This window comes from Streptococcus danieliae, assembly GCF_025447695.1.
In the GTDB taxonomy this organism is placed as follows: Bacteria; Bacillota; Bacilli; order Lactobacillales; family Streptococcaceae; genus Streptococcus; species Streptococcus danieliae.
Genome location: NZ_JAOBSU010000039.1, coordinates 1 through 14,109 on the forward strand (window position 1 = coordinate 1; position 14,109 = coordinate 14,109).

Genomic DNA, 14,109 nt, shown 5'->3' on the forward strand with positions numbered 1-14,109 from the left:
ATAATCGGGATAGAAAAGTAGGAAATACAGGGACTTTTGCTGGAAATTAGAGGACAAGAGTCCCTTCTTTTTTTATATGACGGAATACTTCTGGTTTTTAGAGGTGCCCATCAATTATTACAAGCAAGTCCTGATTTAGACAGTAAACGGAAGATTTTTGAAGACATTCTTGTTCGGCAAATTCATGAAGAATATAGCCTCAAAGAACTGGGAGAATTCAAGAAAACCCTAACGCTAGAACAGAAAAAAGAACTCGAACAAGCTCCTAATCTAGTCGCATTTGAAACAACACTCAAATCCTTCTACCAAACTGCCCAAGCCCAGCGGGACTTGGATAATCTGCTCGACCACTTAATCTTAGAAAGTACGGAAGCAGAATTTCATCAACTGCAAGCAGCCAGTAGCAATCCCGACACCTTTACCCAGACCATCCTGGAACTCTCTGCCCAAAAAGCACAACCGACAACTCCCACAAGACCGTTTCGAATTGTTCCTGCAGCAGCAATTCCGCTCATTTACGCCTACGGACCTGCTATTATTGCTGGAGCAAAAGTCGCAGGGGCAGCCCTAGCCACAGCAGTTGTCACCCACTTTGGAACTAAGGCAATCCAACGAACCTATCACCAGGCACAGGCTCAAGCTGCACAAAGACAACAGGCTCAGTATGCTGCCATGGCCAAAAGTTATACCAACCAACAGGCCAGAATCCAAGCCATCAGTCAAGCTCAGAGCTATACCTATACGGCACCTGGCCAGTATGCTATTCAGCATTACACCTATCAGCCAACTCCTTCCTATGGCTATAGCCCTAGCTATTCCTATGCTCCACAATCTGTTGGCAGCTATGCTGCCCCTACACGCGCCTACGGACAAGTTGCCGCCAATGTCTTTTATTATACAGGTGTTTCCAAACTTCCAGTTTATCATTTAACGGGGGTCAAACACACCGTCCTCCCCAACGAATCTGTTTGGTCGATTTCCCAAAAATACAAAATCGGCATGAATGATCTGGTTATTTGGAATGGACTGACCAACGGACTGATCCATCCCGGACAAAAGGTTGTGGTCAAACCAGACACCCTCATCAATAACGGACTCCAACACCAAGTCCTTCCAAATGAATCTGTCTGGTCCATTTCTCACAAATACGGCATCGCCATGGCTGATTTTAGAGCTTGGAATAACATCCAGCATGATACCATCCATCCTGGACAAAAAGTCTATGTCAAACCAAAATCTTGGGCCCAAAAAGCTCGATATATTGTCAAAGCAGGGGACTCTCTTTGGAGAATTGCTAAGGAACACGGGGTCACAATTGATGATTTAGTCAGATGGAATAAAGTTTCAAACTTTACCATTCACCCAGGGGATGCACTCATCACCACACAACCGCCCCTCAATCCAACACCAGCTGTCATCACCAAACAACCACTACCCCAGCTTGGCACACTCTATACAGTGAAAGCTGGAGATTCCATCTGGAAAATTGCCAACGACCACAAGATCACAATGCAGGAACTCCTGGACTGGAATCAGATTCACAATCAAACCATCCATCCTGGGCAGCAACTCGTCACCCAAAAACCAACAAGTTCTGCCAAAAGCACTGCCAGTAGCTCCTATACGGTCAAAGCAGGCGATTCGGTCTGGAAAATAGCCCACGACCATGGTATCTCCATGGATGACTTAGTCAAGTGGAATAAGATCTCCAACTTTACCATCCACCCCGGCGAAGTCCTTATTCTCAAACAACCAACAGAAGCACCCTATTCCGGACTCACAACCCATACCGTTCAAGCTGGTGAATCCGTCTGGCTCATCGCTCAGAAATATGGCATCACCATGGATGAACTGGTGAAATGGAACAACATTTCCAATTTCGCAATCCATCCGGGGCAGAGAGTGATAACTGGGCGTAAACCAACAAATGCCGAAGCTAGAGCACAGGCTAAAAAGTTAGGTTACAGAGAGTATAAAGGTGCTGGAAACTCACACGGTGCATTAATCTTTGAAAGAAAAAAAGGTAAAGGACCAAGATTTATTTCTGCGGATCAAGATGTACACAATGGTGGTTATTGGAAAGGTGGCAATGATCCCGAAACCCTTAAATCTAGAACAGGTCGCTCAGGAACCTATGATAAGAATTTAAATAGAATAAAGGACTAAAAATTACAGATTAAAAACCTTCAATAACAATAGTACCACAGAAATAGAGAGTAATTATTTCAATGTAGTCCTTAAAGGGGACCTCTAAAAATCCCAGTTTTTCCTTCAAATTGAATCACTCAAACCTTGATAAATCAACATTTAGATTTTCAGAAATTTAGTTTTTAGATGTGCCCTAAACAATAAATATCAGGTAATTAAGAGAGGACCCTCTATGCCAGCATTATCTATTTACAAGTACGACAAAAGCAACCCCAACTACGTTGACGATTGGACAGCTATATCTGATATTGGGGATAGCTTTTATGGAAAAGTATTGACCTTAGAAGACTATCTTGAAGTCGAAAACCGGTATGTCCAAACCATTGAAAAGATTCTACAATTATTCAACGTTGATAGCCTTGAGGTAAGAGAGTTGGAAAAAGCTTTTAGTTTTCATTCCCAAAAAAAGGAAAATCGACTAAACCAAAAACAAGGACACTTATTTCAACAACTTGATAACGGATTGTTACTAACTAGAGAAGCAATCTCTGAGCTTGTTCGATTTAATCTCCGGGAAACAGTCTGGTGCCGTCTCTACAGCCCTAATCTTCAAGTCCACTTTGGCTATGATTATTATATGTATGTCCAAAGTATGGACGAGGAGAAACTCGAACAGTGTAAGCAGATCATCCGTGAGATGAATCTTTACTATCAAGAATTTTTAATCTCCCCTCATCAAATGGAGGAAGAAGATATTGCTCCTCATACTTACACTTGGGGTGATGGTCAGACCAATCCACCAGGTGATTACCACCATGACCTCCGTATTTCCAAGGATAATCCTCAGAATCGCACATATACCGAGTGGAGTAATTTTGACGAAATCGAAAACGGACTGGCTTGGGAAGAATACCTAGCTGTGGAACAAAAATACCTCCAGCTCGTTTTAGACTTTTTGGAGTCCTTCCAAGTAAACGAACTAGTCATAAATGGAATATCTCTGCATAAAATTCAGGAAATCGGTGTCCCTGAACACTACTTCTCCCCTAAGGAAATAGTACTATTCCAACAATTGCAGGAATATGATGAAAATGTGGAAGATTGGACAGTTGAAGGTCTCATCGTCCAAAAAGAAGACTTTTCCACCCTATTTAGACTAATGTTCAAGGGTATATTTACGAATTGGATTACCAACGGCTCTACTACCATCCAATTCGACTCTTCCTACCGGCTCTACCTCTCCTTCTACGCCCACAAAAAGGAGATTCAAAATTTAATTGAAAAACATGGCCTTTATTGGCAAGAACGCCAACCACCTTATAAGGAAGCAGTTGGCTTCAGATAATTAAGGGCACTTCTAAAAACTCATACTTATTGTCGCCTTATTTTAAATAGGCAGGTATTCCTATTTGGTAGTGCAGACGTGAGCAGCCTCCTTCGGAGTCTCATCACTAGATTTTGAGCCAAGGTCTCAAAATCTCCGCCATCAGCAGTTGTTTCCAACTGCTGATGGTTCCACTACAGTAGAAATACCTGCTTTTCTTTATTTACACTCCTTAAGTTTTGTGATATAATAGATTTACTAAGATAAACGAGGAGTTGTCGTGCTATTATTTTCCGACAATGAACGACTTCTAGAAAAACTTTCACAATTAGGAAATCAACTAGAACGACTTGATAAGACTGTGAATTGGACAAGATTTCGACTAGCCCTGAACCGCATTTTTGGCAATAAAAAGAAAAATCCTGCAAAAGGTGGTAGACCTCCCTATGACTACCTCATGATGTTTAAAATTCTCCTTCTTGCCCGCCTTTATAATTTGTCAGACGAAGCCATGGAATACCAGCTATATGATCGTCTGTCTTTTCGTCGTTTTGTTTTAACAGATCAAACGACTGAATTTGAATACATGGGCTTAGTGCGTCCAAAAATCAGAATTCTCCCGATAATCGGGATAGAAAAGTAGGAAATACAGGGACTTTTGCTGGAAATTGGAGGCCAAGCTTTTTATATGACGGAATGTTTCTAGTTTTATAGGTGCCCTTAAGAGAGGATCCTATATGACAATATTATACATTTATAAATCTGTTCCATATTATCAGTTTTCAGGGATTCCACACAACTCGACAAAGAACTAGAATTGCCAACGACCATGGTATCTCCATGGATGACTTAGTCAAGTGGAATAAGATCTCCAACTTTACCATCCACCCCGGCGAAGTCCTTATTCTCAAACAACCAACAGAAGCACCCTATTCCGGACTCACAACCCATACCGTCCAAGCTGGTGAATCCGTCTGGCTCATCGCTCAAAAATATGGCATCACCATGGATGAACTGGTGGAATGGAATAACATTTCCAATTTCACAATCCATCCGGGGCAAAGGGTGATTATTGGCTATGTACCCTCTCCAGAAACTACAAAACTTGCTAAAGAATTAGGGTATAAGAAAAGAAATGAGAGAAGTGGGCATAACACTCCTATCTATGAACGACTTAAACACGCGAAAGTGAAAGGACCAAAATTTATTTCCCCAGATAGAGATGCTCACAGCGGAGGATATTGGAAAGGGGCTAATTCCCTTGAAGACCTCAGAGATAAAACAACTCGAGGTGGTACCTACGATAAAAACTTAAACAAAATTGGAGATTAACCCTATCAAACACACTCAATACAGAAAGGAATACCCATGACTACTTTTCAAATTTACAAGTATGACAAAAGTAGTAAGGAATACTACGGAGATTGGACTGTCGTTTCCGATATTGGCAACTATTTCCATGGAGAACAACTAACTCTTGAAGAATATCTGAAAACAGAAACTCATTACACACAAGTCGTGCTCAAACTCCTAAAGTACCTTCACATTGACCGTCTCCAAGTTAAATACCTATCAAAACTATATAGTCTGCACTGGAATCAACAACATACATTTTTCAATCAAGAATTGAGCACCCCCTATCAAAAATTGGAGCAAGGTATTGAACTCAATCAACAGGAAATCGAGGATACTATTCGCTTAAACTTAAGAGGAGCTGTAAACTGCTTACTGTATCATCCCAAAATAGAGGTCTTTATGGGCTATGATTACTATATGTATGTCAAATTAAATCAGAACTTCCCTCTAGATATTATTTCCAGTATCATAAAACGTGAAAAACTCTATTGGGAAGCCCTCGAAAACTTCGACTATTTTTACGAAGACATCGCAGAGAATCGGTTGGCCTTGGGTTATACTTGGTCCGATGGAAGTAGTAACCCTTCAGGAGATTACCACCATGATTTACAGATTTCCAAAGAACCTCCCGCTGATCGCCTAAAAGCTACTTGGACTGCCTTCGACGGTGTCACCCCTCTTCACCTTGACGACTATCTGCGCATCGAGCAGGCCTATTTAGCACTTGTACTAGATTTTTTAAAAGAGAATGAAATCCGTGAGTTTCAAGCGAAGTATCTTTCTTTTAATTCAGAAGATACTCTAGGAGTTTCTTCTGACTCTTTTTCAGCTGAAGAGGAAAGCTTATTTCACCATCTACAAACTATTGAAGATTTGGAGCCTATTTATATTCAGGAAAAGAACTTCGTTCCCTTTTTCCGATTATTATTTAAGGGGCGTCTGAATGCTTGGATTAAGGTCAACTCCCTTTCCATCCAATTCGATTCCTCCTACCGGCTCTACCTCTCCTTCTACGGCCACAAAAAGGAAGTCCAGCAACTGGTTGAAAAACATGGCCTTTATTGGCAGGAGCGGCAACCGCCTTATCACGAGGCTGTCGATTTCAGTTAACATCATTCCTTCACAAAAAGAGCCCTGCCTAGCAGAGCTCTTTTTTGGAGATTATTATGAAAAAGAAAAGTTTTAGGAGTCAAATTAAGAGGTTTTCTTAATTTATGACTCTAGTATAGCCTCGCCACCTTAAAACAAGCTTAAGCTAGTGCTTATTTTTCCGAGTTACAAAAACGGTAACTCCGAAATCTCCCCCAAGTGCTCAATCGCCTGACTCTCTGGGTGACTCAAAAAATTGATGGACTGGATCCCCGCTGCCAGGGCGGCTTCAATATCCAGCAGACGATCGCCAATATAGTAGGTCTGATCAGGATTCAATTTGTACTTGTCCATCAAATAATAGAGGGCCTCCGGATCCGGTTTCCGCGCAAAGCCATCGCTGGCGGTCACCACCTCCTGGAAGTAGGTAGCCAAATCCAGGCGCTCCAAGAGCGGGTGGGCTTCCGCATCCTTGTGGGTAAACACAAACTGCTGAATCCCCTGCTCCTCCGCCCAGTCCAGCACCTCCCGAGCTCCCGGTAACAGGCGGATTTCCCCACTGAATTGCGGCAAAGCCGTTTGGTACAGAGGTTTCAAATTACTGCCCGTTTCTTTTTCAATTTTTTCAAAAAAATCCTTAACAGAAGTCGCCAGAATATGCCGGCGAATAGCCTCCTTGTCAAAAGGAACATCCGTGTTCCTCAAAGCCTGGTTAATGGCAGCCAAGATGGCTTCATAAGAATCCAAGAGCGTCCCATCCAAATCCCAAATAAAAGCAGTCATACCTGCTCCTTTCTATACAAACGGTAATGACGTCTGAGCCACCACCAACGAAAACCATTGTCCACGATTGTTCCAATCCAGATGCCAACTAAACCCCAGCCCAACCAATGACCGAACAAGGCTCCACAGCCTAAGCGCAGGACCCACATGCCGATACTAGTCGCATAAAAAGGCAAGCGAGCATTGCCCAAGCCCTGCCACAAACTGGTGTAGATCAGGGTCCCGGCTGTCATAGGCGTCCCTAGGAGGGCAAACAGTAAGACTGTCTGACTAGCGGCTAAAACCTGGGGCTGGCTATTGTAAAGTTGCGTGAGAGGCTGCCCCAAGAGGTAAAAGACCAGGGCGATTGGAGCCATCAAAATCAAGGTCCAGAAATAGAGGCGGTGGGTCAAGACATCCACCTGTTCCCAATCCTCCTGCCCCCGTGCCTGGGCAATCAGAATCACGCCCGCTGTAGCCATCCCTAGGGCTGGCATCACATTGAATTGAATCAAGGTTTCGCCAATCGCATTTCCGGCAACCACTTCTGTTCCAAAGGACACAACCAGAACCATTAGCAGAAAATCGCCTAAACGCATCATCAGACGTTCCCCCGCAGCCGGAAGGGCAAAACTGACCAAGCTCCAATTCCAAGTCCAGGAAAATCCCAGGAGAGGGAAGGGAACCCGCCACCAAAGGTAGAGTGTCCCCAACAAACGGGCTAGGACTGTTCCCAGGGCAACCCCCATCAAACCTCCATTCAGACCATAAAGGAAAACAAGGGAGAGTATCACATTTAGAAAATTCGCCAGCAAACTAACCCACATAGGTTCCTGGGGCCTCCCCCAGGTTCGCAAAATAGCCCCCAGACTCATCATCAGCCCCTGAAATAGGATAGTTCCCCCGACGAAACTGAGGTAAAGACCACCAGTCTGGACCACCGCTAGATCTGTCCCCATCAAAGCCAGAATCGCAGGACCTGCCAACACCGACAACAAGCCCAAGACCAGAGCTAGCAAAACCGTCAAAGCCAGACCCGACCGGGCCAACTGCTGGGCCTCCTCCTCGTCTGTAGCCTGAGCCTTGGCGACAAAACTGGACAGGGTTGCCACCAAGGCTAAAAACAAGGCCTGATAGATCGCTAATACGCTAGAAGCCAAGGACACACCTGAAAGAGCCACCAAGCCAAGACTGGCTACTAGATAGGAGTCGACCACTCCCATCACCATCTGTAAAAAATTCTCTAACATAGCCGGCAAGGCCACACTGAAAATCCGCCGATTGACATTATTCATAAGTCTAGTATATCAAAAGGAGGCTGGATATGAGATCCAACCTCTTGAATAATTCCGGCGTCAAGGCACCTTGCCCTAGACCATTCAGCAAGACTAGGGTTTGGTCGGAGCATCCTGGGCCTTCTTCAAGACATCCCGAACGGTCTTAGCGTATAGTTTCCCACCTTGGGCAATGCCACCAGCATTGGCTCCAAAGTGAACATCGTCTGTTCCATACCAGATTGCAGGGTTGTCGACAGCCGTCTGATGCCAGTCCGCAACAAGTACATAGTCATACTGATCCGCCAGTTTAAGCATGTAATCTCGGGTCCGGTTAGCAATCGCATTGGGGTTATTCAGAATTCGACCATCATAAGGTGTTACCAGGATCAAACGATGATCAGCTGGTAGAAGCTCCATTAATTGATCCAATTCCTCAGCATAATCGTTCACTTCATTGACCCCAAGAGCAATAATGACATCGGTCACCAGGGTGCCTTTTTGGGTCGCCTTTTTCAGCATTTTCCGGCCATCAATCAGGTTCCGTGACACAGCCGCATCCATATCAAGTCCAGGAAGGGCTTCATGGAGCCAATCACTGGCCCGCAGGGCAACAGAATCGCCAATCAGCGTCGCCCCATTAGCCACAGCATCAGGATTTTCGGTTCGAATCCGAGTTGAACGCATTTGCTGCCGAGCCTGCTGTAGACTGTTACCCACTAAATTAGCCTCAAAACTGCCCATCATTGGACTGGTCACAACCCCGATGCCCCAGGCAGTTACCAACAGGAGCGGTAGAACCCACCCTTTCCAGCCCAGGCTGGGAAGAACCACGGGCGTACCCAAGATTTTCGGATTTTTCCCTTGCAAGATTGGCTCCAAGAGGTAAAAAGAAAAAGCAGCCAAGATCAGAGAAAACAGCGTGGTTAGGAAAACAGCTTGATCATGCCCCATCCATTCGGAAAAAATCAAATAAAGGGGCCAATGGAAGAGATAAACTCCGTAAGAGGTGCTGGCTAGGAAGTCCAGTAGCCGTGGTTCCTTGAGCCGGGTCTTCTCATGTAAGATACGTGTGGTCAGGATCATCATCCCCGCCAAAAGGGAGGCTGCCAAGAGACCCAGAGTATAGGTCCACAAGGACTCAAAGGGGAGAAAACGAGCCAGTGCAATCGACAGCCCCAAGGCTCCCAGATAAACCAACAGGGTCTTGCCCAAACTCCACTTCTGGATCAGACTCCGCAACAACATGCCCTGGTGCTGCAAGCCCGTCAAGGCAGCTAGACTCGATCCTACAAAAAAGGGGAAACTGTGTGATAAGGTTGAGAAATATAAATTGGAAACATTGTCCGTTGTGAAAGTTCCAATCAACATACTGATGTAAGACACCAGAAGAAAACCGGTTGAGACCAAAAATACCTGACTCTTAAACCGGCGAATATCTTTCGAGCCACGCGCCACAAACGCTAACACTAGTACCCAAACCAGGTAGTAGTGCACCTCTAAAGCCAAACTCCAGGTATGCAAAAAGAGATGGGGAATAAATTGACTTTCATAACTCCCCCCTAGAAGTATCTCATACCAGTTGGTTACAAACCCTAAAGCCCCTGCCGTCTGGGTGCCGATATCCACCCGAAAATCGGACTTAATAAACAAGATCAGGGGGGCAACCACCAAGAGCATCAAAACCAAAGGTGGCACAATCCGATAGAGCCGCCGTCTCAGGTAAGCTACCAGATCAATCTTCTTAGTTTTCCCAACTTCCTCAATCAATAGCGCTGTGATTAGAAAACCTGAGAAGGTGAAGAAGATATCTACCCCAATAAAACCGCCTGGTAATTGCTCCTTATAAAAGTGATAAATCAGGACAAAGAGCAGCCCTGTGATCCGAATAAGAGAAAACCATTTAATTCTCATCTTGATAGATTCCTTGTTTAAAAGTTCCAGTATAGGCGACCTTATCCTCTGTTACCAACTCTCCTTTTCCATCTGGTTTTCCATTGGTAAATTGACCCGTGTAACGCCAACCGTCCTTGGATTTAAAGGTCCCATGACCCTGGAAGGCCCCATTTTTAAACTCACCTTCATAGACATCACCGTTCTCATAGGTCAATTTGCCTTGACCCGTTATTTTTCCACGTACCAGGGTGCCCTCATAGGTCATTTTGCCATCGTTTAAGGCAATCTTCCCCCTCATGGGGATTCCAGATGCAAAAACCCACAGGGCACAAAGAAGGATCACCAATCCTGTCATCAATTCAAAACCCGACCGTTTCCAACGAATCCCCTTGGAAGCGGTTGGTTTCTTTTTAGCTACTTGTCCTGCCATCACAATTCTCCTACTTTTTCTTTCCATTCTTGACAGCCTTGACGAACGAGACGGTAGGTTTCCTCAAAATCACCGGTGTACCACGGATCAGGTACTTCACCGTCAATTAAGGGATGAATCTTATCCAAGGCTTCTTGAGGGGCCATCGCTTGTAAATCTTCCAGATTCGATCGGTCCATAGCCAGAATTAAATCGGCCTCAAGAAAGTCTTTTGGGGAAATTTGTTGGGACTGTTTCGATAAATCGTAGGGAATTTGGTATTTTTGCAGAATCGCTTGTGTCCCTTGGTGGATTGGATTACCATGTTCCCACGTCGAAGTGGCACGACTTTCTACATCCCAAGAGGGCATTTCCTGCTTCATCACAAACTCCGCCATCGGGCTGCGACAAATATTTCCTAAGCAAACCATAATCACATTCATATCGTATACCTCCCCTCCATTATAACATATAAGGAAAGGGTGAATAAAAGAATTTCTGAACCTCTATGGAGATAGTGACTTCATGAATCAGGTTTTTCTAAGTATTACATATCATTATTTGTATATTTATGATAAAATGAATCTAGAAAAGCTATTTCCAGTCAATGACTCTTTTGAATAACGTGAAAAACGGAGGAAGAATGAGATAATGCAAAAAAGAATATTAGAAAACACGACCAAACGGTATGAAAAACTGCCCGCATGGCTAATGATTATTCTTGCCTGTTTGGTGGTAGAACTTTTCTTTATCGGCGGTACTGTGATTGGGGGCCTCATCCTTGCCGTTCTTTCAATGCCCTTCCTGATTTCTAATCTAGAGAATCTGGATGCAATCATTGAAACGTTTACTCACCTATATGTTCAACTGGGGATATTTGCCTTTATTACGCTGACACTTTTCGCCTGGGTGAGATGGTACGAGAAACGCCCCATTTCTAGCCTTGGATTTTTCAAGACAAATTATTTGCTTGAAATTCTAAAAGGTTGGGGAGTAGGAATGCTAACCTTCAGCTGTTCCTTAGGACTGAGCTATCTTTTTGGCGGTGTTGTATTAAACCGTATCGATTTTTCAGGTAACACTCTCCTCTTTGTCCTATCAACTATCCCATTTTGGTTGATTCAAGGAGGTACCGAAGAACTTCTAACCCGTGCCTGGCTTCTACCGATTATCAACAAACGTTCAAACCTTGCTCTTGCAATTGGCATCTCGAGTACTCTTTTTGGAATCATACACTTGGGTAATAACAATGTGACTGTCTTATCCATTTTAAGCATCATCTTATCTGGGGTATTCATGGCTCTCTACATGCTTAAGACCGACAATATCTGGGGTGTTGCCGGTCTGCACGGTGCTTGGAATTTCACACAAGGCAATATTTTCGGAGTTGCCGTCAGCGGTACAACTACTGGTCCTTCGCTCTTTTCATTTGAAACAAAAACTGGTGTAGCAGAATGGATTTCAGGTGGATCCTTTGGAACTGAAGGTAGCATCATGGCAAGCATCATCTTACTTCTTGGAATTATTTATTTAGCCCTTCAATTGAAAAAAGAAAACTAACTCCGCCCAATCAATAAGAGGCAGGTCCACTTGGAACCTGCCTCTTATTGATTTTGTCCTTCAGATACGAAGATTAGACTTCCTGCAAAACAGTGACAGAACCTAAGATTTATCGGAGTTATCACTTGAAAAAGACTGAGTTACAAAATGTTTCAGTGTGGTTATGCGATCTCTCCTGCTGAGAAATGGGATCTAATACATTAGTTCCGCAGGAAGTCTATTAATTTGTTCCTGGTAAAGGATAGCCCAAATGTTCATAAGCTTTAGCAGTAGCCTGACGGCCACTACGAGTGCGGATAATAAAGCCTTGTTGAATCAGGTAGGGTTCGTACATGTCTTCAACCGTCTCTCGCTCTTCTGCAATATTAATGGCGATGGTCGACAGACCAACAGGACCTCCATTGTAGAGCTCAATCATGGTGCGGAGAATTTTCTGATCCACATAGTCCAAACCCTCCTGGTCTACATCTAACATGGTCAGAGCTTGATGAGTCATCTCCCGATTGATGATTCCTTCTCCTTTAATCTGCGCAAAATCGCGAACACGCTTGAGCAGGCGGTTGGCAATCCGAGGTGTTCCCCGACTCCGACGAGCCAGCTCAATGGCAGCTTCTGGTAAAATCTCTGTTTCAAAAATAGCTGCCGTTCGCTCCACAATCTCTGTCAAATCGTTGAGTTCATAGTATTCCATGTGGGCATTAATCCCAAAGCGAGCCCGTAAGGGATTGGACAACATTCCTGCCCGTGTCGTTGCACCAATCAATGTAAAAGGCGGTAATTGCAGATGCACTGAGCGACTGGTTTCGCCACTGCCAATCATAATGTCCACATAAAAATCCTCCATAGCACTGTAGAGAATCTCTTCGACAGCCATGGGCATGCGATGGATTTCATCAATAAAAAGGACATCGCCTGGTTCCAAGTCATTCAAAAGAGCTACCAAATCCCCAGCCTTTTCAATCACTGGACCTGAGGTTTGCTTGAGATTGACCCCCAATTCATTTGCGATAACAAAGGCCATAGTCGTTTTTCCCAAACCGGGAGGACCAAACAACAAGGTGTGATCCAAAGATTCATCCCGTAATTTTGCGGCCTCAATAAAAATCTTTAACTGCTCCTTGACCTTCCCCTGGCCAATATACTCCTGAAAATTTTGCGGACGAAGACTGCCTTCAATCAGACTATCCTCTCCCCTTTGTTCCATATCCACTAATCTAGTCATGGGTCTATTATATCAGAAAATCCTAGCAAACTTTTCCTGCACCTAAGATTTGTTCTGCTCTAAAACACTCACTACACCAACTTATCGTAGTTTTATATCCTTAGCACAAATCTATAAATTAATAATATATTAAAAAATTCATATTTTGTCAAGAATTTTTTAAGTTTTTATGGTAAAATCTTAATAGAGGGAAAGAAAGTGAGGTGATATATAGCATGGCAATCCCAAAGTATCAACAAATTAAAGATGAACTCAAGCACAAGATTATCTCTGGACAATTTGAAAATGGAGATAAATTTTATACAGAGGCCGAATTGATTGATATGTATAATGTTAGTTCAATTACGGTTGTCCGTGCCTTGAACGACTTGGCAAAAGATGGTTACATCGTCCGCCAACAGGGAAAAGGTACCTTTGTATCCCGCGCTGGTAATCACAAACTCATCGAATATTCTGATGCTGATTTTCTTGAGGATAAAGTCGATGAAGTGACAGTCTTATCCATCACACGGGATAACAATCCAGAGTTCATCGCAAAACTTGGACTTGGTCCAATGCATTACTACTATAAGATCGAACGGATGCGTACAGCGGATGGTACCCCTTATGTTTTCCATGAATCTTATATCCCGGAGCAGTATATCAATGCCAATTATCCGGATGTAAATTACTACAGCTCTATCTACGATCGGTTTAAATTTGACTACCATATTCATCTCAATGATGAAAAATTTGAAGAAACAACGGAAATTCTCTTTCCAACAGAAGCTGCAATTAGCAAACGTCTAGAGGTCGCAGAAGAGTTTCCAACTGTCCTTCAAATCAAAACCACACGCCTTGAATCTACTGGTCAAATTTTAGAATACCGTAAAACCTACAAACGTGGTGACTACTTTAAGTTCACCCTCCTATCACGGAATCAATAATAGTGATGATATAGTAGAATGAAACAAAAACCGCACACTTTGTGCTATACTATTTTTATGGCATATTCAGTAGATTTTCGTGAAAAAGTTCTTTCATATTGTGAAAATATTGGCAGTATTTCTGAAGCAGCAACTGTTTTCCA

Annotated in this window: 13 protein-coding genes and 1 pseudogene; 8 read left to right on the forward strand and 6 right to left on the reverse strand. The window is 43.6% G+C overall.

The annotated features are described in order from the left end of the window. Nucleotides 1-36 precede the first annotated feature (36 nt). From N4310_RS04000 to N4310_RS04020, 5 genes and pseudogenes are all read left to right on the forward strand, one after another. Complete coding sequence (locus tag N4310_RS04000; RefSeq protein WP_262092150.1) at nt 37-2,166, forward strand: LysM peptidoglycan-binding domain-containing protein; 2,130 nt, start codon at nt 37-39, stop codon at nt 2,164-2,166. A gap of 214 nt (nt 2,167-2,380) precedes the next feature. Next, complete coding sequence (locus tag N4310_RS04005) at nt 2,381-3,493, forward strand: hypothetical protein (RefSeq protein WP_262092151.1); 1,113 nt, start codon at nt 2,381-2,383, stop codon at nt 3,491-3,493. A gap of 259 nt (nt 3,494-3,752) precedes the next feature. Continuing rightward, nucleotides 3,753-4,028, forward strand: a pseudogene (locus N4310_RS08595) (transposase); the annotation flags it as partial. A gap of 284 nt (nt 4,029-4,312) precedes the next feature. After that, on the forward strand, nt 4,313-4,804 hold the full coding sequence (locus N4310_RS04015; protein ID WP_420832892.1) for a toxin C-terminal domain-containing protein: 492 nt from the start codon (nt 4,313-4,315) through the stop codon (nt 4,802-4,804). A 36-nt stretch (nt 4,805-4,840) separates the two neighbouring features. Next, nucleotides 4,841-5,938, forward strand: a complete 1,098-nt coding sequence (locus tag N4310_RS04020) for a hypothetical protein (protein WP_262092152.1) — start codon at nt 4,841-4,843, stop codon at nt 5,936-5,938. 165 nt (nt 5,939-6,103) lie between these two features. Here N4310_RS04020 and N4310_RS04025 read toward each other — a convergent pair whose 3' ends face one another. From N4310_RS04025 to N4310_RS04045, 5 genes are all read right to left on the reverse strand, one after another. Continuing rightward, nucleotides 6,104-6,700 (reverse strand): HAD-IA family hydrolase, encoded by a 597-nt coding sequence (locus N4310_RS04025; RefSeq protein ID WP_262092153.1) that lies wholly within the window; start codon nt 6,698-6,700, stop codon nt 6,104-6,106. Beyond that, nucleotides 6,697-7,974 carry an MATE family efflux transporter gene (locus N4310_RS04030; protein WP_262092154.1) on the reverse strand — a complete coding sequence of 426 codons (1,278 nt, stop codon included), beginning with the start codon at nt 7,972-7,974 and terminating at the stop codon, nt 6,697-6,699. The genes N4310_RS04025 and N4310_RS04030 overlap by 4 nt, the downstream gene beginning before the upstream one ends. Nucleotides 7,975-8,067: 93 nt before the next feature. Then, nucleotides 8,068-9,867, reverse strand: coding sequence for an acyltransferase family protein (locus N4310_RS04035; protein WP_262092155.1), 1,800 nt, complete (start codon nt 9,865-9,867; stop codon nt 8,068-8,070). Further along, complete coding sequence (locus tag N4310_RS04040) at nt 9,857-10,279, reverse strand: MORN repeat-containing protein (RefSeq protein WP_160332114.1); 423 nt, start codon at nt 10,277-10,279, stop codon at nt 9,857-9,859. The genes N4310_RS04035 and N4310_RS04040 overlap by 11 nt, the downstream gene beginning before the upstream one ends. Then, nucleotides 10,279-10,701, reverse strand: a complete 423-nt coding sequence (locus N4310_RS04045) for a low molecular weight protein-tyrosine-phosphatase (protein ID WP_262092156.1) — start codon at nt 10,699-10,701, stop codon at nt 10,279-10,281. The genes N4310_RS04040 and N4310_RS04045 overlap by 1 nt, the downstream gene beginning before the upstream one ends. Before the next feature lie 205 nt (nt 10,702-10,906). Between N4310_RS04045 and N4310_RS04050 the strand changes: the two genes are divergently transcribed. Then, nucleotides 10,907-11,818, forward strand: a complete 912-nt coding sequence (locus tag N4310_RS04050; protein WP_262092158.1) for a CPBP family intramembrane glutamic endopeptidase — start codon at nt 10,907-10,909, stop codon at nt 11,816-11,818. A 220-nt stretch (nt 11,819-12,038) separates the two neighbouring features. On the opposite strand, the gene ruvB is transcribed toward N4310_RS04050, so the two are convergent. Continuing rightward, nucleotides 12,039-13,040: a Holliday junction branch migration DNA helicase RuvB gene (gene ruvB, locus N4310_RS04055; protein WP_179924258.1), complete on the reverse strand. Its 1,002-nt coding sequence runs from the start codon at nt 13,038-13,040 to the stop codon at nt 12,039-12,041. Between the two features lie 215 nt (nt 13,041-13,255). Between ruvB and N4310_RS04060 the strand changes: the two genes are divergently transcribed. Beyond that, complete coding sequence (locus tag N4310_RS04060; protein ID WP_160332118.1) at nt 13,256-13,966, forward strand: GntR family transcriptional regulator; 711 nt, start codon at nt 13,256-13,258, stop codon at nt 13,964-13,966. A gap of 57 nt (nt 13,967-14,023) precedes the next feature. Continuing rightward, the coding region (locus N4310_RS04065) for a transposase (protein WP_262092159.1) at nt 14,024-14,109 on the forward strand (86 nt) is incomplete at its 3' end.

Excerpts from the sequence above, each read along its gene's own strand:
- N4310_RS04040 (WP_160332114.1), bottom strand. The coding sequence starts at position 10,279 with ATGGCAGGACAAGTAGCTAAAAAGAAACCAACCGCTTCCAAGGGGATT.
- N4310_RS04020 (WP_262092152.1), top strand. The coding sequence starts at position 4,841 with ATGACTACTTTTCAAATTTACAAGTATGACAAAAGTAGTAAGGAATAC.
- N4310_RS04045 (WP_262092156.1), bottom strand. The coding sequence starts at position 10,701 with ATGAATGTGATTATGGTTTGCTTAGGAAATATTTGTCGCAGCCCGATG.
- N4310_RS04025 (WP_262092153.1), bottom strand. The coding sequence starts at position 6,700 with ATGACTGCTTTTATTTGGGATTTGGATGGGACGCTCTTGGATTCTTAT.
- N4310_RS04035 (WP_262092155.1), bottom strand. The coding sequence starts at position 9,867 with ATGAGAATTAAATGGTTTTCTCTTATTCGGATCACAGGGCTGCTCTTT.
- N4310_RS04005 (WP_262092151.1), top strand. The coding sequence starts at position 2,381 with ATGCCAGCATTATCTATTTACAAGTACGACAAAAGCAACCCCAACTAC.
- N4310_RS04030 (WP_262092154.1), bottom strand. The coding sequence starts at position 7,974 with ATGAATAATGTCAATCGGCGGATTTTCAGTGTGGCCTTGCCGGCTATG.
- N4310_RS04060 (WP_160332118.1), top strand. The coding sequence starts at position 13,256 with ATGGCAATCCCAAAGTATCAACAAATTAAAGATGAACTCAAGCACAAG.
- N4310_RS04015 (WP_420832892.1), top strand. The coding sequence starts at position 4,313 with ATGGATGACTTAGTCAAGTGGAATAAGATCTCCAACTTTACCATCCAC.
- ruvB (WP_179924258.1), bottom strand. The coding sequence starts at position 13,040 with ATGACTAGATTAGTGGATATGGAACAAAGGGGAGAGGATAGTCTGATT.